The following is a 23,407-nucleotide window of genomic DNA, read 5'->3' on the forward strand; positions in this document are numbered from 1 at the left end:
CCGGGGCCCGCGAACGGGCCGCCACCGAAGAAACGACGGATGACGAAGATGGCAGTCAAGAACGCTCTCACCGCGCCCAAGGGCGTGCCCGACTACGTGCCACCGGCCTCTCGGACGTTCGTCGCCGTCCGCGATCGGTTGGTGGCAGCGGCCGACCGCGCCGGCTACTCACCCATCGAACTGCCGATCTTCGAGGACACCGCGCTGTTCACCCGCGGCGTCGGCGAATCGACCGACGTCGTCTCGAAGGAGATGTACACGTTCGCCGACCGTGGTGACCGTTCGGTGACCCTCCGGCCCGAGGGCACCGCCGGCGTCATGCGCGCGGTGATCGAGCACGGCCTCGACCGCGGTTCGCTGCCCGTCAAACTGGTCTACTCGGGGCCGTTCTTCCGGTACGAACGACCACAGGCCGGTCGCTACCGGCAGCTGCAGCAGGTGGGCATCGAGGCGATCGGGTCCGATGATCCTGCTCTGGACGCCGAGGTCATCGCCGTCGGGCACGAGGCCTTTCGTTCGGTGGGTCTGACCGGCTACCGGCTGGAGCTGACGTCGCTCGGCGACTCCGGGGACCGTCCGGCCTACCGGGAGAAGCTCCAGGCCTTCCTGGCGGACCTCCCGCTGGACGAGGCCACGCGGCAGCGTGCCGCGTTGAACCCGCTCCGCGTGCTCGACGACAAGCGTCCGGAAGTCCAGGCCATGCTGGTCGACGCGCCGCTGATGCTCGACCACCTCTCGGTCGAGTCCGGCGAGCACTTCCGGGAGGTGCTGGCGATCCTGGACAGGCTGGCCGTGCCCTATGTGATCAACCCGCGGATGGTTCGTGGCCTGGATTACTACACGCGGACGACCTTCGAGTTCGTGCACCCGGGACTCGGCGCGCAATCAGGCATGGGCGGCGGCGGTCGCTACGACGGGCTGATGGCCGAACTCGGTGGACAAGCGTTGTCCGGCATCGGTTTCGGGCTCGGCGTCGACCGGACGGTGCTGGCTGCGAAGGCCGAGGGCCTGACGGTCGGCGACGAGGCGCGGTGCGAGGTCTACGGGGTACCGATGGGTGCCGCTGCCTCCCGGGAGCTCGCGGTGATCGCCGGGCAACTCCGGTCCGCCGGCATCCGGGTCGACCGCGCCTACGGCGGGCGTGGTCTGAAGGCGGCCATGAAGTCCGCCGATGCCTCGGGTGCCCGGGTGGCGCTGGTGCTGGGGGACCGGGACCTCGAGCAGGGCACCATCATGGTCAAGGACCTCCTCTCCGGCGACCAGCAGCCGGTGGCGCTGATGGACGTCGGTGCAGCGGTGGCGCAGATCCTCCTCCGGTAGCCGGTCTCGGAGTTCGGGAACCTTTCGCGACCGCGGTGACTCATGTGGGGAGAGGGTCGAACCCGGGAAGGGGACAGAGGTGGCGGATCGAGCGTGGTTCGACGAGCTCTACCGATCCTCGCGGGACCGGCTTCTGATGATTGCGCTGGCCTTCACCCGGGATCTGCCGGAGGCCCAGGACGTCGTGCACGAGGCCTTCGTCCGGGGTTGGGCCGCTCGGGACAAATTGGCCCGGCTCGACAAGCCCGAGGCGTGGCTGTGCACGGTAGCGCTCAATGTCGCCCGGCGGCGCGCCCGCCGGCGGGCGATGCGCCGCCCGTTCGCCGGGGCCGCCGACCCGCTCGAGGGCGAGTCCGGCTTGGACACAGCTGACCTGATCGACCTGCATCGTGCCGTCGATTCCTTGCCAGCCGACCAGCGCACGGTGGTGGTACTGCACCACCTGGCCGACCTTCCGCTCGAAGAAGTGGCTGCCGCCCTTCATGTCCCGGTCGGAACGGTGAAATCCAGATTGTCCCGCGGGCGGGCTCAACTACGACTGGATCTGGACCTGCCGAGCGATCAGTTCGCGACCGTCACCGAGGAGGGCCTGACATGAACGAGGACGATCTGGACTTCGGCCGCCTTCGCCGTGGTTACCTCCTGTCGGCACCGCCGCGACCTCCGGTCCAGGAACTCATCGACCGGGCGGAAGGGCGCCGGACCCGGCGCCGGGCCCAGAGCGCGGTGTTTGCCGTGGTGTTGCTGGTCGCGGTCGCGCTGCCGATCTGGGTGGGCGGCCGGCACCGTGACGCGACGCCGGCGGTGCCGCAGACCCCGACTGTCTCGGCAAGCCAATCGGTCCTCCCGCCCCGCACCGCCGCAAGGACCACGACGACGCGCGGGACGGTGACGTCGGCGCCCGTCGTGGCACCGACGACGACGTTGCTCGGCCCGTGGGACATCGCCTACCCGGCCGTTCCGGTCAGTTCCAACGACTGGTATGTCGCCGGCATCAGTTTCATCGACTCCACCCATGGCTACGCCCTCCGCAAGAACTGCACCGAAACACTCTGCCGCACCCAACTTCTTCGAACTACGGACGGACGGACCTGGACCCGGCTGAAGTCCCCGGTCCCGGACCGCAGTCCCCAAGGCCCCAGCAGCGTCGGGGTGGTCGCCCTCGACCGAACCAGTGTGCTCGTGGCCGGCGAAGGTATCGGATCGGCCGGCCCGACCTGGTTCAGCGGTGACTCCGGCGCCACCTGGGCGTCGGTACCGGCGTACGCCACAGCGGTGGTGACGGGCGCAGGGGTGAACGAGCGATTGTTCCTGCAATGTCAGGTCGTAGAGCAGGGCATCGACGTCTGCGATCGCAGGGTGGCGGTGTGGTCCACGGCAACCGGACGCCCGTCGGTGTTGGCCGATCAACCGCCGCTGACCGTCGCCCAGGTCGACCCGCCGCGGCCGGACGGCAGCATCTGGGTCACCGGCACGTCTGCAGATGGCCATGAGTCGGTGGCGGTGACGAAAGACGGGGGCCGGACCTGGACCATGACCGAGTTGGGACAGTTCCCGGCCGGCACCTTCGGGACGACGATCTCCGGGAACGGCAGGTACCTGTACGCCCTCGTCAACGGCCAACTCGAGGGGGTGAAGAACGGACTGCTCGCCCTGTACCGCAGCAGCGACAACGGGTCGACGTGGTCACAGACCTGGAAGGCCCATGGCCAGGCTCAGCCGCGAGCCGCACTGGGTCAGCTGTTGGTCCGACCGGACGGCTCGTTCATCCTGTTCGGCGAGACCAACCCACCCCTGCTCAGTGCCGATGCTGGACTGACCTATCGGCCGATGACGGAGGCCTCCGCTTGGGGTCTGGCCTGGGACTCGGGTGCCACACTCGTGCTGAACGGCCCGGGACTGATCCGGGTCAGCACCGACGGCGTCAGCTGGCGCACCATCGTGTTTCCCGCCGCCTGAGACGTCGTCCCGCCACCTTCAGGCAACAGGGCTGTCGGTGTCCGTCGGTAAGTTCCCCGCCATGAACATTCGAGAAGTTCAGGTGACGTTCGACTGCGCGGACCCTGCGGCGCTGGCAGGGTTCTGGTGCGAGCTGCTCGGCTATCAGGTGCAACCGCCGCCGGCCGGTTTCGACAGCTGGGATGCCGCGCTCGATGCCTGGGGCGTCGACGCGAAGGAGCGCAACAGCCGCTCGGCTGCCACGCCGCCCGACGGTGCGTCCGGCCCCCGGTTGTTCTTCCAGCGGGTACCGGAAGGGAAGGCGGCCAAGAACCGTGTCCACCTCGATGTACGAACGGCTCCCGGCATCGCGGGTGACGAACGGATGGCCGCTCTGGAGGCCGAGGCGGACCGGCTGCTCGGGTTCGGCGCGACGCGTGTGCGCCGGGTCGATCCGGACGGGCGGATGGAGACAGGCTTCGTGGTCATGCAGGACCCTGAGGGCAACGAGTTCTGCCTGGACTGACCAGGCCGTTGCGGGCGTGGTCGTCGATGCAGGTCGTGCAAACAGGTTGCCCGTTGGTCAAACGTATGTTCGAATGAACTATGCGATGGAACAGCCAGACGCTCGACGCGGATGACGAGTCGGCACTCCCCGGGCTCGGGCGGATGGCCGGATTGGTCCGAACGGTGCGGACACCGGAGTTCGCCGGGGTGACCTTCCACGAGGTGCATTCGAAGTCCGCGCTGAACCGCGTGCCGAGCACTTCGCCGATGCCGTTCCCGTGGACCATCAATCCATATCGGGGGTGCACGCACGGCTGCGTCTACTGCTTCGCCCGCGGCACGCATTCCTACCTCGACTTCGATACCGGTCACGACTTCGATACCCAGATCGTCGTGAAACTCAATGTGGCACAGGTGCTCCGGCGTGAGCTGGCACGCAAGAACTGGGCGCGAGAGCACGTCGCGATGGGGACGAACACCGACCCCTACCAGCGGGCCGAGGGTCGCTACCGCCTGATGCCGGGGATCATCGACGCCCTCGTCGACAGCGGCACGCCGTTCTCCATCCTCACCAAAGGCACCGTGCTGTCCCGGGACCTCCCGCTGCTGACGGCGGCCCAAGAGCGGGTGCCGGTCGGGCTGGGCATCTCGCTGGCCCTGCTCGATCCGGAGCTGCAGGCACTGCTCGAGCCGGGCACTCCGACACCGAAGGCTCGGCTGGATCTCATCAGGCGGATCACCGACGCCGGCCTGCCGTGCGGGGTCCTCGTGGCGCCGTTGCTACCGCACCTGACGGACAGCACCGAGCAGCTCAGGGACCTGGTCGGGAAGCTGGCCGACGCGGGCGTCACCGGGGTCAGCGCGGTGGTCCTGCACCTGCGTCCCGGGGCCAGGGAATGGTTCTTCCCTTGGCTGGCGCGGACTCGGCCGGAGTTGGTGCCGATCTACGAGCGCCTGTACGCACGCGGCTCCAGCGCAGCCCCCGGGTTCCGGAAGATGCTGTCGGAGCGGTTCCGGGCCGTGCGCGCCGAGTTCGGCCTGGACAAGGGCGATCCGCCGACCCTGCGGGGGCTACCGGGCGACCCGGGCGCGTCGTTCCCAGCCGGGAGCCTGCCGGCACCGGCCACGCCGGCCGTCGACCAGCAATCCCTGTTCTGACCGCACAGAACCGTCCGACGGCCGAAGGTGGCCGGTGAGCTGGGCCGGACCTCTACAGGTCGAATTCGGTCGGGGCGATCCCGACGGCGTAGCAGGCATCGCGGACGGTGGTCCGCTCGTGCTCGTCGAAATTGCCGTCGGCCCCGCCGATGATGATGCCGATCTGGATGACGGCCCTGGCCTGCTCGGGCTTGGACTTGAGCTTCCCGATGGTGGCGATGGCCTCGACCTTGCCGAAGTCGTAGTCGCGGGTCAGCTTGTCGCAGTAGAAGTTGAACTTCTCCTGCAACTCGGCCGGCGGGAAGATGGAGAGCACGTCGTTGGCCACGATCAGGCCGGCGGTCTTCTGGCGTTCCGTCGGGTCGATGGTGCCGTCCGCCGCTGCGATCAACGCGCACATGGCCATCGAACCGGCCGCGAACTCCTTGTTCTTGAACTGCCCGGCCTTGAGCTTCAGGGAACTGTTCATCTCCTGGGTCTTGGACTTGAGCGAATCCCAGAATGCCATCGTGTTTCCTCCAGTGAAGAGAACTGCTCGCATGCACCTCGCCGGTCCGGCGGTGCCCTCGTTCAACGGTCGGCCCTGCTGATCAGTTCCTGGCCGTTGTCCGTCCCAACCTAGGGGATCGCTGATCCGGACCGCGGTCGGTCAGTAGAACTCTCCCGGTTCGACCACGTTGAGCAACCGTTCGCCGGCGAGGAACAGCTTCATGTTCTTGGCAAACAGTTCGGCGATCCGCTGGTCCTCCTTGTCGTTCAACGCGGCTGTATGGGGCGCGAGGACGACATTCGGCAGGTCCCAGAGCGGCGAGTCGGCCGGCAGCGGCTCGACGGCTGTCACGTCGAGGTAGGCCGAGCCGAGCGGGCCGGTGGTCAGACCGTCGATCAGGGCGGGTTCGTCGATCACGGTGCCGCGTCCCACGTTCACGATCACCGCCCCCGGCTTGGTGGCCGCGATCAGGGCCGCGTCGTAGAGTCCCGCGGTCGCCTCGGTGCCGGGGAGCGTGAAGACGATGGCGTCGGCCCTACCCACCAGTTGGGGCAGAGCGTCGATCGCATGCACCTCGTCGACGTGGTCGACCGGACCGACGGTCCGCTTGACACCGAGCACCGTGGCCCCGAAACACTTGAGCAGGCGGGCGGTCTCGCCGCCGATGCCGCCCAGCCCGACAATGAGGACGGTCTGCTCGCCGACCTGGTTCATGGCCCATCGCTCCGGCCACTCGTGGGCACGCTGCAGCGCCTGCAGCCGGTGAAGGTCCTTGGCGGCGGCCAACACAGCGAAGACGGCGAACTCCGCGAGGGTGCCACCGTGCACCCCCGCGGAGGTGGTGAAGATCACCCGATCCAGGTCCGGCGCGGAAAGGTTGGCGGCCTGCACGCTGGCCCCGCCGCCAGCGGCCATCGTCTGCACCCAGCGGAGCTTCGGGTTGGCAGCCACCGCGTCCGCCAGTAGCGCGGCGTCGACGTCCGGGATGCCGTAGAGCACGTCGGCCCTGGCCAGCAGCGCGTCGAACGCGGCCTGCTGCGCCGGCGTCCGCCGGTAGTCGGGGTCTCCGCCGTGGTCACCCGGATACCGTTGTGGTGGAAGGAGTTCGTCGTCCACCAGCAACTCGACGCGGGGGTCGGCGTCGGTGATCAGGTGCCGGAGGTCGGGGGCCAGCGGGGTGGCCAGCACGACGGTGACGGTAGTGGCGGGGCGGGAGGGTAGGGACACACCGAAGACAATACGAAAGACCCCCGGCACGCCTTGCGGCGCATCGGGGGTCTCTCATCGGGGTCTCTGCGGAGCGGACGTCCTGCAAAGCGATCGCTATGGCGAGCACTTTGCAGGACGTAACGGTCCGGTCCCAGGACGCAACGGTCCGGCGGGTCAGTGAGCGGCGCGATAACCGGTGCGGGCCGGACGTTCGTGGCCGGGGCCCGAGCGACGGGGGCCGGAGCTGGCGCCACCGGCGGTGTGCGGGGTGTTGTCGAGCTGGATCTTCAGCGACTGCCCGCTGACCTTCGCCGCGGAGATGCGACCGAAGGCGGCGGGGGAGATGTGCCCGCCGATCTCGACCAGCGAGTAGGTGTCGAAGATGTCGATGCGACCGAGGTCGCGGCCCGTCAGGCCACCCTCCGCAGTGATCGCACCGACGATGCCGGCCGGACGCACACCGTGGGCGTGACCCACCGCGACGCGGTAGCGGGGGCCGGCCGGGACGGCGTCGCGCTTGCGCGGACGGTCCGGACGGTTGGTCTCGGCGCGCGAGTTGGTGAAGTCGTCACGACCGCTGCTTCGCGGATCGCCACGACGGGCGGCGTACTCGCCGCCGCGCTCCGGGCGCTCGGCGGCGAAGGACGCCGTCGACTGCTTCGGGGCGACGACGCCGGTGTCACCGGCGGCCAGGGCCAGCAGGGTCGCAGCCAGTTCGGCGGCGGTGAGGTCCTGCTCGGACAGGAAGGTGGCGACGGCCTGGCGATAGTGGTCCAGGCGGCCGACGGCCAGCCGCTCGGCGGCGTCGGTGAGCACCTTGCCCGCCTTGTGGGCGGCGACGTCGGACTGCGACGGCGGGGTGATCTGCTGCAGCGTGGTCTTCGTGTAGCGCTCGATCAGCCGCAGACGGCCCATCTCGCGGGGGGTGAAGAAGGTCAGGGCCTCGCCGCTGCGACCCGCGCGACCGGTACGGCCGATGCGGTGCGTGTACGACTCGACCTCGCCGGGGGCGTCGAAGTTGACGACCAGGTCGATTCGATCGACGTCCAGCCCGCGGGCCGCGACATCGGTGGCGACCAGGACGTCGAGCTTGCCGGAGCGCAGGCGCTCGATGATCCGCTCGCGTTCCTTCTGCGGGACGTCACCGTTGATGGCGGCGGCCGACACTCCGCGGGCGATCAGCTCGGCGCCGACCTCGTCGCAGGCGCCCTTGGTGCGGACGAAGACGATGGTGGCGTCGCCCTCGCTGACCTGCAGGATGCGAGCCAGCGCGTCGACCTTCTCGCGGAACGGCACCACGGCGTAGGTCTGCCGGATGCTGACCGTGTTGCCGGCCTTCTTCGCGACGGTGATGTCGACCGGGGAGTTCATGTGGCGGTTGGCCACATTGCGGATCGCGGAAGGCATGGTCGCCGAGAACAACGCCGTCTGGCGGTCTTTCGGTGCGTCCTGCAGGATGCGGTCGACATCTTCGGCGAAGCCCATGCGGAGCATCTCGTCGGCCTCGTCCAGGACGAGGAAGCGGATCCCCGTCAGGTCGAGGGTGCCGCGCTCGAGGTGGTCGATGATGCGGCCGGGGGTACCGACGACGACCTGCGCGCCCATCTTCAGTGCCTGCTTCTGGGGCAGGAAGCTGGAGCCGCCGTAGACGGGGACGACAGTGAGCTTCGGCATGAACTCGGCGAAGGTGCTGATGGCCTCGGCCACCTGCATGGCCAGCTCGCGGGTCGGGGTCAGGACCAGGGCCTGGACCTGACGGAGTGACGGATCGATGGCTGCCAGCAGCGGCAGGCCGAAGGCGGCCGTCTTGCCCGTGCCGGTCTGCGCCACGCCGGTGATGTCGCGACCGCCGAGCAGGGCCGGGATGGCCTGCTCCTGGATCTCGGACGGCGTGGTGAAGCCGAGCTTGGCGACGGCGCGCAGCAGCGCCGTCGGGAGATTGAGGTTCTCGAAGCCGAACCCGGGGGCTTCGTCCTCGAGTTCGGTGTCGGCGAGATCGGTGTCGGCGAGATCGCGAGCGGCGAAGTCGGACTCGCCGGCGTCTTCTGTTTCGTCGAGGTCGAATCCGGCAGTCAGCTCGGAATCAAGCTTCAGAATCGATTCAGTAGTCGGGGCAGGGGCAGCAACGGGTGCCATGGGGGCCAATCACTTCGAGGCAGGAGCTTCGGGAACCCGCCCGGTTGGCAGGGGTTCCGGTCGCAGCCATCGATTGATGTGACATCCCGGCGAAACTTCCACCGTCGAGAGCGCGCGACACACTCCAAGAACAATGATGATCTTATCAGGTGCGGTGGCGGTGCGGGCTGGTGAGTTGGCGCACAGCTACCGCAGACATCCGCACGGTTACCCAGAAGTCTCGGAGGCGACGAGTGAAACCGCACGCAGTACTTGTCGGCTGCCGTCAGTGGCAACAAGTCCGATGGAGCTGTCGAATTCTCCCGCATCGGTACGTCTTGATCAGACAGGGTCCGGGTGGAGCACCCGTCCCGCAAGCAGAACAAGGAGCAGCACATGCCCAAGTACCTCTTCTCCATCGTCGAGTCCGAGGCCGCCTACGCCGAAGGGGGCCAAGCCAATTTTGACGAGATCATGCAGGCCCACGGCGATTTCACGCAGGCGGTCAAGGCGGCCGGTGCGTCCGTGGTCTCCGGTGAGGCGCTGCAGCCAACGGCGACGGCGACCTTCCTCCGTGGCACCCGGACCGATCACGTGAGTGCGGTCGACAACCCCTCGCCGGAGGCGAAGGAGGTCATCGGCGGCTACTACCTCGTCGAGGCGGCCGATGACGCGCAGGCGCTCGAGCTGGCCAAGCTCTGCCCGGCGCCGTTCGGGTACATCGAGCTCCGACCCATCTGGGACATGGGCTGAGCGCCCTCCCCACCGAGGTCGCTGCAGCGGCCGCCGCCGCCCGCCGGGAACTGTCCGGCCGGGTGCTGGCGGCCACCCTGCGGACCGTGCGCGATCTGGACATCGCCCAGGAGTCGACGGCGGACGCATTCCTGCTGGCCCTGCAGAGCTGGCCGACCACCGGAGTGCCGACCTCGATGGAGGCCTGGTTGATCACGGCGGCCAGGCGGCGGGCCGTCGATCGGGTCCGCCGGGCTCAGGTGGCCCGGCGATCGCTGGTCAGGATGGCCGGCGGGTGGTCGGGCGTCAGCGCAGGGGCGGACGTGATCGCCGAAGCCGCTGTCGTCGGGGACGACGAACTTCGAATGGTGGTGCTCTGCTGCGATGCGCGCCTGTCGCAGGACGATCAGGTGGCGCTGACGCTGCGACTGGCCTGCGGCGTCTCCACGGCCGCGGTGGCCGCCGGGTTCGGCATCAATACGGCGTCGATGGCCGCCAGATTGACCCGGGCGAAGGCGAGGCTGGTCAGGGGCGGACCGTTGCTCGACCTGCCGGACGATGCCACGGTCGACCTGCGACTCCCGGCGGTTGCGAGGGTCATCCATCTGGCTTTCATCCTCGGGCACACCTGCGCGGACGGCGCCGAGTTGATGGACGAGGACCTCGCCGACCGCGCGCAGTACCTGGCCGGCGTGCTGCATGCCCTGCGGCCCGGCAGTCCGTCGTTGACCGCCCTGCTGGCCCTGATCCTGCTGACCAGAGCTCGAGCCGGCGGCCGGTTCGACGACACGGGGGAGCAGGTGCTGTTGGCGGACGCCGATCGCTCCCGTTGGGATCGTGCCCTAGTCCGCGCCGGAACAAGCCTGCTGACAATGGCCGTGCGGGCAGCGGAGGTAGCGACAGCAGGCGGAGCAACGGAGGATCCGATGATTCTGCAAGCCGCGATCGCTGCCGAGTGCTCGACGGCGACGTCCTTCGCCGAAACTGACTGGGGCCGTGTCGTCGACCTGTACGGACGTCTGCTGACGCTCGACCCGTCACCGGGGTTCGCGCTCGGCAGATGTGTTGCGCTGTCACACCTCTCCGGGCCTGCCGTGGGCCTCGCCGATCTTGACGGAGTGCTGGCCAGCGGACTGCTGGACCGCTCGCCGTACGCCCCGGCCGCCCGGGCGCAGATGCTCGAGCGGCTGGGCCGCAGCGGGGAGGCCAGGGGTGAGTGGTTGTCGGCGCGGGATCGCGCCGGAACGGGGGCCCAGCGGGACTACTTCGCCGCGCGGATCAGCCCGCCGGATCAGTAGCTCCCATCGCCGGTCGGATCAGTCGGCTGCCGGGGAATGGTGCTTGTGATTGAGCACGTGCGCGGCCAGTTCGCCCAGTCTTTCCTGACGGGATGACGCACCGGGCTTGGCCAGCCAGTTCACGTATGCCCGTTGGTCGTCGGCCCGCAGGGCCTCGAAGGTGGACAGCGCGGTCGGGTCCTGCTGCAGGGCGGCGACCATGTCCTCGGGAACGGCAATGCCGGTGGTGGTGATCATTTCTCTGACTCCTCACGTCTTCGGGAAGGTGTCGTCCTATTCTGCGCCTCGCGGATCGATCCGTGACTGTTCGGCCACCAGGTGTCGTCGACCGATGTGGGGGGACCGGTGTCCTGCCACCGGTATTTCGGTGGCGGTTCCAGGTCAACCTTCTGGCGAAGAGCCCGTCAAGATGGTGAGGGCAGCGGGAGACAAGCCCTCGCGAGGGAAGCGGGCGGATGTGGTGACGATCGACGCGGGACCGGTCTGGCAACAGCTCTACCAGGACAGCTACCACTCGTTGCTGCGGTTGGCGGTGCTGCTGACCAGTGATCGGCTGGCGGCCGAGGATGCCGTGCAGGACGCGTTCATCGGCTTCTGGCGTCGTGTCGAGGCCCTGGACGATCCCGGCGCGGCCAGGGGATATCTGCGGACGGCCGTGGTGAACAACTCGCGGTCCGTCCTCCGGCGCCGGCGGACCGCCGGCAAACATCTGCGTGATCTCCATCCGCCGGACCCGCCCGGTGCCGATCACGCACTGATGACGGACATCCGCGATCAGGAACTGCGGGCCGCCGTCGAGGCACTGCCGCGTCGTCAGCGGGAGGTCGTCGTCCTGCGCTACTGGTCCGAGCTCTCGCTGGCCGAAGTGGCGCAGACCCTCGGAGTCTCGATCGGAACCGTCAAGTCCACGGCAAGCCGCGCGATGGATCGTCTGGAACAAGCGTTGGGAGACACCAGATGAACGAGCCACTGGAAGACCGGTTGCGTCGGGTCCTTTCGAGCGCCGCGCTGGCGGAGGTGCCGGACACCACGCCTGTCCCGCCGCTCCGGCCGGACGATCTTGCGCAGACGCAAGGCCGGCCGGTGCGTCGGCTTCGTCGCTGGCTCGCGCCGGCGATCACCGGGGCGGCGGCCGCAGTCATCGCGGTGGTGGCAACGGTGATCGTGGTGAGGCATTCCGACAACCCGATCGCTGCGACACCCACACCGACGGTCGGCGTGTCGTCATCAGCCAGTGCGATTCAGGCGCCGACGCCCGCTGGCCGAGAGTCGACGTCGCCGATCGTGACATCGCCCGAAAAGCCATCCCCTGCCTTCACCTCGGTGCCGACGAATCTGGTCGGAAAATCCTTCGACCAGGCGGCTGCGGAGCTGAGGAGCCATGGCCTCACCGCGATCCGCCAGACAGTGGACAGCACGCGACCGGCGGGCGAGGTCATCGCCCTCGCAGACATCGCACCCGGAGCCTGGGTCCAGGCCGGGACGCCGATCAGGATGCAGGTATCCAAGAACAATCTGTTCACCGTGCCCGATGTGTCGGGCCTGACGCCGACCCAGGCGGAGCAGGCGCTGAATGCTGCCGGGTGGACCGGGAAACGGGGCTCGCTTCGCCTCTTGACCTCCGAAACCACGGATCCTGGCGTCATCGGCACGATCCCCGCCGGGTCCGCGAGGGTCGTCGACCAGAGCACCCGCGCTTCGCTCCTCCGCGGACACCAGACCCCCGCCGCGAAATCGACGGTGGAGAAGACTGTGCTGATCACCGTGATCGTCTACGCCAAGCGGCAGGTCGTCATCCCGGAGTTCCAGGTCGGTGTCACCACGGTCGACCAGATCCAGGCCACGATGCGAGATCTCGGGTTCACCAACGCCAAGTTGATCGTGAAGACGCCGGCCATCGCGCCGGCCGTACCGTTCACCTTCGTCTCGATCTCGCCGAATTTCACTGGGGCACCGGTCGCCTTCGACACCCCCATCACGATCACTGCCTGGGGAGCGGCACCGCCGAGATGAGACCGGACCGAGGCAGATCTACTGCTGGGCGACAACTTCCGGCGTCGTGACGGGCGCCAGGCCGCGGGTGGCAGCGAGCCGGGTGGCAGCGAGCCGGGTGGCAGCGAGCCGGGTGGCCGCGAGCCGGGTCGCCGCGGCGGGTAGCGGCCCCGACAGCTGCACCAGCACCTCCGGATCGCACAGCGAATTCATGGCCCGTCGGACGGCAGTGGGGTCGACGACGGAGCCGTCGAAGGTCGCGCTGATCTCCATGTGGTCACGGAGTCTGATGGCGAACACGCTCATGCCGAGCCGTCCGACCGGAAAGCCGACGCCGCAGTAGCGCTTCGGGCCGGCGCCGGTCCACGGTACTTCGGCCAGACCCGGCAAGGTCGGCATCGACACGAACGAGAGGGTCACCGGACCGGCGGAATCTGTTGCATCCCGGTGGGATCCACGTCGGAGGGCCGTGGCGAGCGCACCGATCATGGTGGCCGGGATGACCCGAGCGGATGCGATGACGGCGTCCATCGCGTCGCCGATCGATCTCGGATCCGTCATGTCGGCCTCCAGGTGCACGCTCTTGGCCAGGTTGCCGAATCGGGCGGCACCCGACGGGAGGTACCGACGCAGGTCGAAGAGGCTGTAGTAGCCGGTTCCGCTCATCGGAATGCCTTCGCGGGCCAACGCGCAATACGTCGAGGCGGTCAGGATGGAGGTGAGCGAGACCCCGCGGAAGTGGGTGTTCCGCCAGCGGGTCAGTTCGCGGAGGGTGCCGTTGCTGAGAACGGACTCGGCGAAGGCGACGCTGGGCGGAGTCGAAGGAACGTGCGCGACCGGTGCCGGCGGACCGGTCTCCGCCGCCTGACCTCGGAAGGGCCGCAGCGCAATGTCCGCCCAGGCTCGGTAGCTGGAGCGTGGCTGGCCGAGCAGAGCCTTGACGGCCAAGGCCATGTCGGCTCGTGGTTCCATCGTCACCACGGAGTCGAGATCCCCGATGGCGAGGTTCAGGACGAGTTGGGAGAACGAGGAGGCATCCCCGAACATGTGGCTGTGGAACAGGACGATGGACGCCTTGCCCAGGACTACCAGAGGCAGTCGGGAGTCCAGCGCCGGCCGGTGACGGTCGATGTGATCTGTCATGCAAGCGAGATCCGGATCGTCGCCCTGGACGATGATCCGTCGGACGTACTGCTCGCGTTCGTCGGCCGGAACCGGTACCCAGCGGCGGTTGTCGGCACTGATCACCCCGGCGAACTGCGCCGACGGGTTCTCCTGGATGTACCGCAGCATCCGCTCGCGCAGTTCGTCAGCGGACGGGACCTCCACCGGTGCCATCGCGATGGCGGTCCAGTGGCCCTGCCAGGCACTGTCGAGTAGACCGATCCGACGACTGTGCGGCATCGGAGGGGTGATCTGGGGCGACCTGCGACGCGACGACTTCATCTTCATCTGTCCTGTCGTACGAGGGAGTGATGGCTCGCGGTCGTAGATCTCGATGGTGCGCCGGGCAACGTCGACCCAGTCGGGGAGTTCGAGGTCGACGCGAGGTCCGGGTCTCAGCTGGGCCCGGATCGCATCGCTCACTGCGGCCTCGTCGCGACCGGGGACGAGGACGGCGGCGGCGCCCAGGAACAGGCGGGCGATCTCGCGGTGGGCGGGGATGTCGGAGAGAACGACCCTGGCCCCGGCGCCGGCGGCCTCCAGCGGCACCATGCCGAACGCTTCGTGCTCGGACAACGACACGAGCACCCCGGCGGTGCTGAGCCAGCGGTGCATCTCGGGTGTGTCGATGAATCCAAGGAATCGGACGCGGTCCGCGAGACCGATTTCGGAGCAGAGCTTCTCGAGGGACTCACGTTGCGAGCCTTCGCCGACGATCACGAGTTGTGCCGGGTGGGGCACGGAGCCGAAGGCGCGGAGCAGACCAGCCACGCCCTTGTATTCCTCCAGTCGGCCGATGCTGAGAACGGTGGGTGGTTCACCGTCGAATGGCGCCGCCGTCGACAGCGCCCGGGTGTCGATCCCGTTCGGGATGACCTGGATTCGACTCGCCACGAACGGGAAATCTGCGACCACGGCGTCTCTTTCCGCTTCGGACACGCAGATCACGATGTCGGCGGCGCGAAACATCGACCGTCCCAGGTACCGGTAGAACACATGCAGCGCCCGGGCAGCGGTCGTGTGGCCGGCTCCGTGGTAGTGCGGGGTGAACACCACATGGGCATTCCGGCCCCGTCCCAACAAGGCGGCGGCATTCATCGCGTGATAGCTGTGCACATGCAGCACACCGGCCGTCCGCGCCGACTTCACCGCTGCGAGCAAAAGGCGAGGCGAAACCGACATGATGCTCGTGCGCCAGGCCGGAAAGGTGTTCACCACCATGCCATCTCGGCGCTCGATGGCGGCCTCGGCGGCAGCTTTGGCTGTGGAGCGCCGGGAGGTCAGCACCTGCACCGGAAGGCCAGCTGCCACGAACTCGGCGGCGAGCCGGCCGGTGTGCTCCTCCACACCCCCCCGCGACGGCGGGAAGCCCGGTGTCACCAGGACGACGCCGCGGGCGGCTCTACTGGAAGGCGCAGTACTGGAACGCGCAGTACTGGAGGGCGCTCTACTTGAATACGACATGGCTGATGCTCTCCGCGATCAACTGGTAGCCGACGGTGCGAGGATGGATGTCGCCGTACTGGCAGTAGAAGGTCAGCGTGCAGATCTGGGCGATCGGACGCGGGATGCTGCCGTACGGCGCCACTTCGACCCTCTGGGTGACGTCGCCGTAGGCGCCGGTGGCGGCGGTGATGTCCAGGAAAGTGGCACCGTGCGCGGCATAGAGCAGGTTCAGCGCCGGGTTCAGGTAGTCCTTGAACAACAGGAGCGAACGCTCCGCCAAGGTGATGGAGGCGCTGGTGCCCTTCAGCGCGTCGCCGAGGAATACGTCCGGATAGGTCAGGCCGACGATCGGGACCGCAGATCCGACCGCCGTGCGGATGGCGGCCAGCAATGGCTCGAGATTGCGCCGCAGGACAGGGATCGCACCCTCGATGCACTTCTGCGGGCTGGCTGCGGTCACGCAGTCCTTGACATCGTTGCCGCCGATGACGACGGTGACCAGACCGATCCGACTCCGCTGCGTCGAGAGGAACTCGATGGCCGCGGCGGCCTGGGTACGGCCGGCGTAGGAGGGCGCCCCTGGACCGAGAGCACCGGCCTCGCAACCCTTGGTGGTGACCAGCGCTGTCGAGGTCACCCCCGAGCAGGCGAAGTTGACGAGTTGCAGTGGTGTGCTCGTGCTGCGGGACCGGGTCGCGAGCTGGTAGGCGAACCCGTTGCTGGTGGTTCCGCCGTCGTCGGGGCCGGACGGCTGGTAGCCGGCTGCGTAGGAGTCGCCGATCGAGACGTAGTACTTGTCGTCGGGGCCAACCGTGGCGCTCCTGGTCGGGGTGCCCGATGTTCCTGGTGAGGTGCCCGAGGATGCGGCTGTCGGGGCGGGGTCGGTCGAGGCGGAGTTGCCTTGGGACGAGTCGCCTTGGGACGAGTCGCCTGAGGACGACTCGGCCGGGGAACTCGTCGCGGACCCGCTCGTGGACGACTGGGTCGTACACGCTGCGATGGCGATGGCGATGGCGACGAGCAGAGCCCCGGTGACGACCGAAATTCTGCGTCGGTGCCGATGATTCCTGATCCTCAACGCAGAATCCTCCCCAGTCTGACCGTCAGTGTGATCCGCTGCCGCGAATCAGTTGTTCGCTCGGGCCCGACGAATCGGGATACTACCAACTCCAGGCAAAAGAGAATCGATTCGTTCTGCAGTGGATATCAGTGACCCACGCCCACTCTGCGTGTTTATCCGTATCCGCAAACCACTCAATTCCTGGTGCACCGGCCGGTGATCGAGCCCGACACGCCCGGATCCCGAAAATCTGTTCACCCGTTGGACGCCGGCCCGTTACCTGGGTGAGATGAGGCGTTGAACCGAGCCTGTGGCGCATCACACAACGTGACGATGGACTGTGGTGCAAGCACCCGAACGGGTGCTACCGTCCCATTCGACACGATCGGTGGACGCCGACGGTCACTGTCCGTACCAATGGCGTGTAAGTTTTGTGATTTCACGGGGAGCCCTCATGGCGTCGTTGTCCATTGTGATGCCAGTCTTCAATGAAGGTCGGACTATTCGCTCCGCGATCGAAAGAGTACTCGCCGTCGACTATCCCTGCCCGGTAGAGCTGATCGTCGTCGACGACGGCAGCAACGACGCCACCGGCCAGATATTGGAGACGTTTGACAAGCGCGGGCTGATTCTGATCCGCCACCGTCGCAATCAGGGCAAGGGTGCGGCGGTCTGCACCGGTGTGGAACGAGCCACCGGCACGCACCTGATCGTGCTGGATGCCGATCTCGAATATTCCCCGAACGATATATCCGCAATGCTCGCCCCGGTGATCGAGGGCAAGTCCGACCACGTCTTCGGGACCAGGGTCTTCGGCATGAACACCAGGTTCACCTCCTTCCGATTCGCGATGGGAGGCCGGATGACGACCCTCGCCGCCAACCTGCTCTTCGACTCCTGCTTGACGGACATGCATACCTGCCTGAAGCTGCTGCCCGTCGACGACTTCCGGGCCCTCCGTCTCTCCGAGGACGGATTCGGGCTGGATACCGAACTGACGGCGCGCCTCCTCCGCGCCGGAATCCGGCCCTACGAGGTCCCGATCTCCTACAACGGTCGTTCGATGGTCGAAGGGAAGAAGATCTCGTGGAAGGACGGCGTCCGCTGCCTGCAGATCCTGGTCAGGGTGCGTTCCGAGCGTCACCCCCAGGCGCTACCTTCGGCGGTCGTCATCACCGCCCATCCCATGCCCGTCCCTGATGCGAAGGTCGATGTGGTGCACCGCGTCTCGGCGCCGGTAGAGCAGAAGCCCTTGCTGGTGGAGCATCCCGTCGCCGCGTTGCACGGGGGACTGCCCGAGGCGGCGGCCGACGAGGTCCGCCCGGTGGCGTCCGTTCCGGTGGCGATATGACGGAGGTCATCTCGGTTCAGGGGACCGACGACGGCCAGGTGTCTTCCGGTCGGCGGAAGATCTGCCTGGTTGGCCCCGGATTCCACTTCCTGGGCGGACTCTCGGTCTACACCTGTCGACTGGCGAACGCGCTCAACGAGAATCACGAAGTCTCGGTCCTGCTGCTCCACAAACTGCTGCCAACCCGGCTCTATCCGGGTGGGCATCGGGCCGGTCACGACCTGACCAGTCTGCGGTACCACCACGATGTACGGAAGGTCGGTGATCTGAACTGGTACTGGGGAACCCAGATGTGTCGCGCCATGGCCTATCTCCGTCGTGAACGGCCCGAGATCCTGGTGCTGCAGTGGTGGACGGCAGCGGCCCTCCACAGCTACCTCGCACTGGCGATCGCCGCACGTCGACTCAGGATCCCCGTGGTGCTGGAATTCCACGAGACCCAGGATCCGGGCGAGGCCGAGGTGCCACTGATGGCGGCATACTGCCGCCGGTTCGTCCCGCGACTGCTCGCGCTCGCCTCCGGTGCGCTGGTGCACAACGAACACGATCTCGCACTGCTCAAGGCCACCTACGGCTCCGCTCCGATCGAGCGGCTTGCCGTCGAGATCGCGCCGCACGGCCCGTACGACCACCTCGCGGACATCGCGGGCCAGCCCGAGGCCGACGCCGAGCAGGGTCCCGCCGGAGCGGGCGTGACGCGGCTGCTGTTCTTCGGCCTCATCCGGCCGTACAAGGGTGTCGAGGACCTCGTGTCGGCGTTCAACGGTCTCACTCACGAGCAGGCATCCAAGTTCACCCTCACGGTGGTCGGCGAGACCTGGGAGGACTGGGATCTACCGGCTCGCCTCATCGAGGACAGCCCGCACCGGGACCGGATCACCTTCGTGAACCGGTACGTCAGCGACGCGGAGGCGAGTGCCTTCTTCGCAGAGGCCGACGCGATCGTGCTGCCCTACCGTCGTGGGTCGGCAAGTGGCCCGTTGCAGATTGCCATGAGTGCCGGCCTCCATGTCGTGCTGTACGCGGTCGGCGGATTGGTCGACGCGGTCAAGGACTATCGGGGAGCGGTGCTGGTCACTCCGTCGGACACCGGGGCCCTGCAATCGGCGTTGCTGGACCTGGTGGGGCGGGCCGAGGAACGCTTCGAGGACCCCCACTCGTGGGCAGCGACCGGAGCCGCGTTGGAAAGGGTGGCGGCGGCGCTCAGTTCGGCCTCATGAGCCTGGTCATCGAGAACCCGTCCGTCGCGGTCGACCCGACGACGGAGGATCGCGGTCGGAGATCCGGTGGACGCCGGTTTGCCGGCTCGCTGCTGACGTGGCCCGCGATGGTGTCGGTCTCAGCTCTGGGGATCCTGCTCGTCGGGCTGTCCTTCCGGCTGTCGGCACTGGGTGCGTCCGCCGACCTCTACTACGTCGTGTTCTGGGCCGGGATGCTCGGCGCAGTGCTACCGATCGGGACAAGGCTGGCCCAGCGCGGCACGCGCCGTCTCGACCGGTTTCTCGCCGTTCTGCTGCTCGGCGCCATCACCGCGGTACCCAAGTACCTGCGCAATCCCGACCAGCCGCTCTACCACGATGAATACGCCCACTGGCGCGAGGTCGTCGACGTCCTGTCCACCGGGCATCTGCTGCGTCCGAACTCGCTGATCCCGATCGTCGAGTTCTTCCCGGGCACTTCCGCGCTGACTGCGGCCATCGATCGTCTGACGGGCCTCTCGCCGTGGTCCTCGGGGCAGATCCTGGTACTGGCCGCCCACCTGCTGGGCCTGTTCGGCGTGTTCGTCCTGGCCGAGGTACACCTGCGATCGGCCAGAGCCGGCGCAGTGGCCGCCCTGGTCTACGCACTCAACCCGTCGGCGATGTACTTCGACACCCAGTACGCCTACGAGAGCGTTGCGATCGGTCTGTTCCTGTGGGTGCTCGCCCTCGCGAGCCTGGCCACCAAGGCCCAGGAACGCCGTCACCGCATCGGCTTCACCCTTGCCGCGATCGCCTGCAGCGCAGGCTGTGTCGTCACGCATCACCTCACCTCCCTGTTCCTGGTCGTCGTCCTGGTGGTGGTTAGTGCGACAGCGGGTTTCCGTCGGCGACGTTCGGCGCGCCGGGAGCGCCGCGGCCTCGTGACGCCGGCCGGGAAGGAACCGCAGGACGTGGCGCCGGCCGGGAAGGAAGCGCAGGACTTGGCGCCGGATCATCCCGGCGTCTGGTCGATGGTGCTGCTCGGCACCGTCGTCCTCGGCGGCCTGTGGCTGATCGTGGCCTGGCCGACCATCAGCTACCTCTCGCCCTACTTCGGCGGCTCGGTCGAGCAATTGGCGTCGATGGCCAGCACCAAGGGCGGCGGTGGCCGCGAGATCCTGGCGGCCAGTGTCCAACCGCTGTGGGAACGTGGCCTGACCGCGTTGGCTCCCGTCTGCGTCGGGGTGATCTGCCTCCTCGGCATCATCCGGTGGCGTCGGGCGCGGATGGTGCTGCCGTCGATGACCATGGGCCTGATCCTCTTCGGGCTGATCTACTTCCCGTCCGTCCCGTTCGTGCTCGCCCCGTCCGGGGCCGAGGGTGCGCGGCGCTCGTGGGGTTTCACCTACGTCGGCATCTCCCTCATCGTGGCAATGGTCATGCTGCACAGGAAGTCTGATGGCAACAACCAGTCCGACGCCAACGAGCAATCCGACGACGACAAGATGTCCGCCGGCACCCGCTGGCCGTGGCCCAGGTGGCGTGGTCTGGTCGGTCTGATCGTGCTGACCGTGCTCCTGGTGGGGAACGTCGGCGGCGGCCTGAACGACCCGTACCGGTTCCCCGGCACGTTCAAGTGGGGTTCGGACACCGACTCGGCCAGTGATGAGGCACGCACCGTGGCCAGGGTGCTGGCGGCCCAGACCGGCCGTGTCCGGGTGGTGAGCGACGCCTACACGGCACTGCAGCTGGTCGCCTACGGCGGTCTCGACGTCGCTGCCCCGTCCACCGGGTTCCCGGCCTGGAACCTGGTCCAGACCGACGACGACCCCACGCCCGATCTCGCGCGGATGCTGACGACCTCGCAGTACAACTACCTCGTCGTCGATATCCGGATGGGGGAGGAGCCCGCCTTCAACGGCAGCAACTTCGGCCCGGACGACCCGCTGCTCGGGCAGGCCACACCGATGGCCAACCTGACCCGCCTCGATCGCGTGCCGTGGGCCAACCGGATCGTCGCCACCGAACACCTTCGCGTCTACCGGCTCGACCTCGCCCGAATCGCCGCAACCGTCAGGACCGGATCATGACCCTCACCACCGAAGCGCCGACCGGCCGTCCGGGCGGGACCACCCAGGCACGTCGCGATGTCGCCATCGGCGCGGCGCTGGTCCTGGTGGCGCCGGTCCTGGTGGTCCTGCCGGTCCCGGTGCTGATGCGACTGCTGGTCGTGCTGCCCGTGCTGCCCGTGCTGGTGCTGCTTCCCGGACATCTGCTGACCGTGCTGCTGCTGGGTTCTCGTCCGGCCCGGCAGACACCGATCGACAGCACGGAGAACGGCACCGGCGCCGACCCGCTGGTGCGTGGCCTGCTGACCGTCGTCCTCGGCATCCTCTGGCTGCTGCTGTCGGTCCTGGTCGTCGCCGTGGTGGGAGCGCGGATCAGCGCGACGAGTTGTGCCGTCGCGTTGGCGATCGGATCATCGCTGCTGCTGATCGCCACCTGGTGGACCGCGCGGCGCGGCGCGGCGCGGCCGGATGGATCAACCGGTCCGGCCGTACGACCGGCGCTGTTCCCCACGTCGTGCGATTCCCGGGCCGTGAGATCGGCAGCCGGCATCCTGGCGGGGGCGCTGGTCCTGGTCGGCGCCCTGATCGGAGCACGTGCGATGCAGCCTCTGGACATCGAGCGCTACACCGTGATCGCGTTCGACGATCCGCGCATGCTGCAGGCCGCACCCCTCGAAAGTGCCGCAGCCGCGACAGTCATACTGCCGTGGACCTTGCGGAGCTTCGGGGAGGACCTGGCCGACACCACGCCGACCACGGCCGTCACGGTCGGTGGCGAGCGCGCCGCCGATCTGGTGACCAGGGTCGATGCGGTCCGCACCGCCGACGGGTCCGGTTCCACCAACGAGCAGTCCGCATCCGTGAGCTTCAAGGCCCCCCGGCAGAGCGGGTTGTACGAGGTCCTGGTGTCCGTCGTAGGCGCCGGCGAGACCTATCTGCTGACCGTCCATCTCCAGGTGACCTCGTGAAGGCCGGCCCGGAGACGGCTGAACCCGGCACACAGGTGACCCCACCTGACGTGAGCCTGCTCGAGGTGATCGGGCCCGAGGTGATCGAGCGCGAAGTGGCCGAGACCGGAAGTCGTCTGAGCCGACTGCGCAGCGACCCGGTCATGCTCAACACGATCGCGATCATGGCCAGCACGGTGGTGACATCGGTGCTGGGCTATGTGTTCTGGATCATCGTGGCGCGCAGTCTCGGTTCGGAGACGAGCGGCACCGGGGCCGCGATCACCAGTGCCCTCCAGGCCACGGTCCTGGTGGCGGCGGTCGGCGCGGCCGCGGCGATGATCGAATGGTTGCCGCGCAGCACCACCACGCTCCAGTGGCGTCAGCGGGTGACCGCCGGCCTGATCGTGACGGTCGTGGCCGCGACCCTCGGCGGCCTCCTGGTGCCGGCCCTGCTCGGATTCTCCTTCGGTGTGCTGCCGCAGCTCGGTACCGCGACCGGGGCCGGCTTGTTCTGCCTGGCCTCGGTGTTCTTCGCGCTCGGCATCCTGATCGACTACATCGCGATCTCCGAGCGTCGCGGTGGAGTACTGTTGCTGCGCAACGTGATCCTGACCGGACTGCGCATCCCGCTGCTGTTCGTCCCACTGGCTGCTCTCGGCGGGGACAACAAGATCCTGGCGGCGTGGACGATCGCGGCGTGCGCCTCGCTCGTCGTCGCGGTGGCCACCTTTCGGCGGAACTCGGGCGGGCGGACGTTGCGACCCGCCTTCGGTGAGGTCCGCGCACACCTGAAGGAGATGGCCGCATCCCTGCTCGGTCAACATCTCATCACGGTGGCGGCGATGATGGCGGGCTACCTGCTGCCGATCCTGGTGGTGGCCAGGCTCTCGCCCAGTGACAATGCCTACTTCTACGTCACCTGGATGCTCGGCTCGGTGTTCTTCATCATCAGCCCGGCCGTCTCGACGGCCCTCTTCGCCGCCGGTGCCGCCGATCCGTCGGCGCTCGGGGCGCTGGCTCGCCGGAGTGTGTTGATCAGCGCCGCGCTCCTGGTCCTGCCGATGCTGGTCTACCTGTTCGGCGGCGGCCTGCTGCTCGATCTGTTCGGGGACGGCTATGCCTCGCGCGGCCGACTTCTCTTGATCCTGCTCACGCTTTCGGCGATTCCGGACGCGATCACCAACATCGCCGTCTCCGTCCTCCGCGCGACGAATCGACTGGGGGAGGCGCTCCATCTCAACGCGGGCATGCTCGCGCTGTGCATCGTCGGATCGTGGTTCCTGTTGCCGTACTGGGGCATCCTGGCCGCCGGCATCTGGTGGTTGGTCGCACAGAGCGCCGGTGCCATCTGGGTGGTCCTGTCGTGGCATCGGATCGGACGCATTCCCCCGAACGACCAGATCCCGGCCGAAAGTCTTCCGGCTTGA

General features: G+C 68.0%; 19 protein-coding genes and 1 pseudogene. 14 read left to right on the top strand and 6 right to left on the bottom strand.

What is annotated here, in order from left to right; translation table 11 throughout:
- Window positions 1–48 precede the first annotated feature (48 nt).
- The 5 genes from hisS (at window position 49) to ABIB25_RS16870 (ending at window position 4,923) form a co-directional block, all read left to right on the top strand.
- The gene (hisS, locus tag ABIB25_RS16850) at window positions 49–1,320 is read left to right on the top strand and encodes a histidine--tRNA ligase (protein WP_354529725.1); all 1,272 of its coding nucleotides are present in this window, start codon (window positions 49–51) and stop codon (window positions 1,318–1,320) included.
- 79 nt (window positions 1,321–1,399) lie between these two features.
- On the top strand, window positions 1,400–1,918 hold the full coding sequence (locus tag ABIB25_RS16855) for an RNA polymerase sigma factor (protein WP_354529639.1): 519 nt from the start codon (window positions 1,400–1,402) through the stop codon (window positions 1,916–1,918).
- The gene (locus tag ABIB25_RS16860) at window positions 1,915–3,279 is read left to right on the top strand and encodes a sialidase family protein (RefSeq protein ID WP_354529640.1); all 1,365 of its coding nucleotides are present in this window, start codon (window positions 1,915–1,917) and stop codon (window positions 3,277–3,279) included. The genes ABIB25_RS16855 and ABIB25_RS16860 overlap by 4 nt, the downstream gene beginning before the upstream one ends.
- Before the next feature lie 61 nt (window positions 3,280–3,340).
- On the top strand, window positions 3,341–3,784 hold the full coding sequence (locus tag ABIB25_RS16865) for a VOC family protein (protein WP_354529641.1): 444 nt from the start codon (window positions 3,341–3,343) through the stop codon (window positions 3,782–3,784).
- Between the two features lie 80 nt (window positions 3,785–3,864).
- On the top strand, window positions 3,865–4,923 hold the full coding sequence (locus ABIB25_RS16870; RefSeq protein WP_354529642.1) for an Rv2578c family radical SAM protein: 1,059 nt from the start codon (window positions 3,865–3,867) through the stop codon (window positions 4,921–4,923).
- Between the two features lie 52 nt (window positions 4,924–4,975).
- Here ABIB25_RS16870 and ABIB25_RS16875 read toward each other — a convergent pair whose 3' ends face one another.
- From ABIB25_RS16875 to ABIB25_RS16885, 3 genes are all read right to left on the bottom strand, one after another.
- Window positions 4,976–5,431, bottom strand: coding sequence for a tellurite resistance TerB family protein (locus ABIB25_RS16875; RefSeq protein ID WP_354529643.1), 456 nt, complete (start codon window positions 5,429–5,431; stop codon window positions 4,976–4,978).
- 141 nt (window positions 5,432–5,572) lie between these two features.
- Entirely contained in the window at window positions 5,573–6,640 is a 1,068-nt protein-coding gene (locus ABIB25_RS16880; protein ID WP_354529644.1) for a D-2-hydroxyacid dehydrogenase, read from the bottom strand.
- A 156-nt stretch (window positions 6,641–6,796) separates the two neighbouring features.
- On the bottom strand, window positions 6,797–8,758 hold the full coding sequence (locus ABIB25_RS16885; RefSeq protein WP_354529645.1) for a DEAD/DEAH box helicase: 1,962 nt from the start codon (window positions 8,756–8,758) through the stop codon (window positions 6,797–6,799).
- A gap of 375 nt (window positions 8,759–9,133) precedes the next feature.
- Between ABIB25_RS16885 and ABIB25_RS16890 the strand changes: the two genes are divergently transcribed.
- Window positions 9,134–9,490: a YciI family protein gene (locus ABIB25_RS16890; RefSeq protein ID WP_354529646.1), complete on the top strand. Its 357-nt coding sequence runs from the start codon at window positions 9,134–9,136 to the stop codon at window positions 9,488–9,490.
- Between the two features lie 62 nt (window positions 9,491–9,552).
- Window positions 9,553–10,767, top strand: a complete 1,215-nt coding sequence (locus ABIB25_RS16895) for an RNA polymerase sigma factor (RefSeq protein WP_354529647.1) — start codon at window positions 9,553–9,555, stop codon at window positions 10,765–10,767.
- A gap of 18 nt (window positions 10,768–10,785) precedes the next feature.
- On the opposite strand, the gene ABIB25_RS16900 is transcribed toward ABIB25_RS16895, so the two are convergent.
- A complete protein-coding gene (locus ABIB25_RS16900; protein ID WP_354529648.1) occupies window positions 10,786–11,004 on the bottom strand; it encodes a YdeI/OmpD-associated family protein in 219 nt (72 codons plus the stop codon).
- Between the two features lie 223 nt (window positions 11,005–11,227).
- Between ABIB25_RS16900 and ABIB25_RS16905 the strand changes: the two genes are divergently transcribed.
- A complete protein-coding gene (locus tag ABIB25_RS16905) occupies window positions 11,228–11,728 on the top strand; it encodes an RNA polymerase sigma factor (RefSeq protein WP_354529649.1) in 501 nt (166 codons plus the stop codon).
- Window positions 11,725–12,780 carry a PASTA domain-containing protein gene (locus ABIB25_RS16910; RefSeq protein WP_354529650.1) on the top strand — a complete coding sequence of 352 codons (1,056 nt, stop codon included), beginning with the start codon at window positions 11,725–11,727 and terminating at the stop codon, window positions 12,778–12,780. Before ABIB25_RS16905 ends, ABIB25_RS16910 begins: the two co-directional genes overlap by 4 nt.
- An 18-nt stretch (window positions 12,781–12,798) precedes the next feature.
- Here the strand turns inward: ABIB25_RS16910 and ABIB25_RS16915 are convergent, their stop codons facing one another.
- Together ABIB25_RS16915 and ABIB25_RS16920 are read right to left on the bottom strand one after the other, a co-directional pair.
- Window positions 12,799–15,387: a glycosyltransferase gene (locus ABIB25_RS16915; protein ID WP_354529651.1), complete on the bottom strand. Its 2,589-nt coding sequence runs from the start codon at window positions 15,385–15,387 to the stop codon at window positions 12,799–12,801.
- Window positions 15,371–16,447, bottom strand: coding sequence for a GDSL-type esterase/lipase family protein (locus tag ABIB25_RS16920; protein ID WP_354529652.1), 1,077 nt, complete (start codon window positions 16,445–16,447; stop codon window positions 15,371–15,373). Before ABIB25_RS16920 ends, ABIB25_RS16915 begins: the two co-directional genes overlap by 17 nt.
- A 436-nt stretch (window positions 16,448–16,883) precedes the next feature.
- Here ABIB25_RS16920 and ABIB25_RS16925 point away from each other — a divergent pair.
- From ABIB25_RS16925 to ABIB25_RS16945, 5 genes and pseudogenes are all read left to right on the top strand, one after another.
- Window positions 16,884–17,576: pseudogene (locus tag ABIB25_RS16925) on the top strand (glycosyltransferase family 2 protein); the annotation flags it as partial.
- 200 nt (window positions 17,577–17,776) lie between these two features.
- Window positions 17,777–19,000 carry a glycosyltransferase gene (locus tag ABIB25_RS16930; protein WP_354529653.1) on the top strand — a complete coding sequence of 408 codons (1,224 nt, stop codon included), beginning with the start codon at window positions 17,777–17,779 and terminating at the stop codon, window positions 18,998–19,000.
- The gene (locus tag ABIB25_RS16935; RefSeq protein WP_354529654.1) at window positions 18,997–21,051 is read left to right on the top strand and encodes a putative glycosyltransferase family protein; all 2,055 of its coding nucleotides are present in this window, start codon (window positions 18,997–18,999) and stop codon (window positions 21,049–21,051) included. Before ABIB25_RS16930 ends, ABIB25_RS16935 begins: the two co-directional genes overlap by 4 nt.
- Window positions 21,048–21,998 carry a hypothetical protein gene (locus tag ABIB25_RS16940; protein ID WP_354529655.1) on the top strand — a complete coding sequence of 317 codons (951 nt, stop codon included), beginning with the start codon at window positions 21,048–21,050 and terminating at the stop codon, window positions 21,996–21,998. Before ABIB25_RS16935 ends, ABIB25_RS16940 begins: the two co-directional genes overlap by 4 nt.
- Window positions 21,995–23,407 (top strand): lipopolysaccharide biosynthesis protein, encoded by a 1,413-nt coding sequence (locus ABIB25_RS16945; RefSeq protein ID WP_354529656.1) that lies wholly within the window; start codon window positions 21,995–21,997, stop codon window positions 23,405–23,407. Before ABIB25_RS16940 ends, ABIB25_RS16945 begins: the two co-directional genes overlap by 4 nt.

It is taken from the genome of Nakamurella sp. UYEF19 (assembly GCF_040546275.1).
GTDB lineage: Bacteria > Actinomycetota > Actinomycetes > Mycobacteriales > Nakamurellaceae > Nakamurella.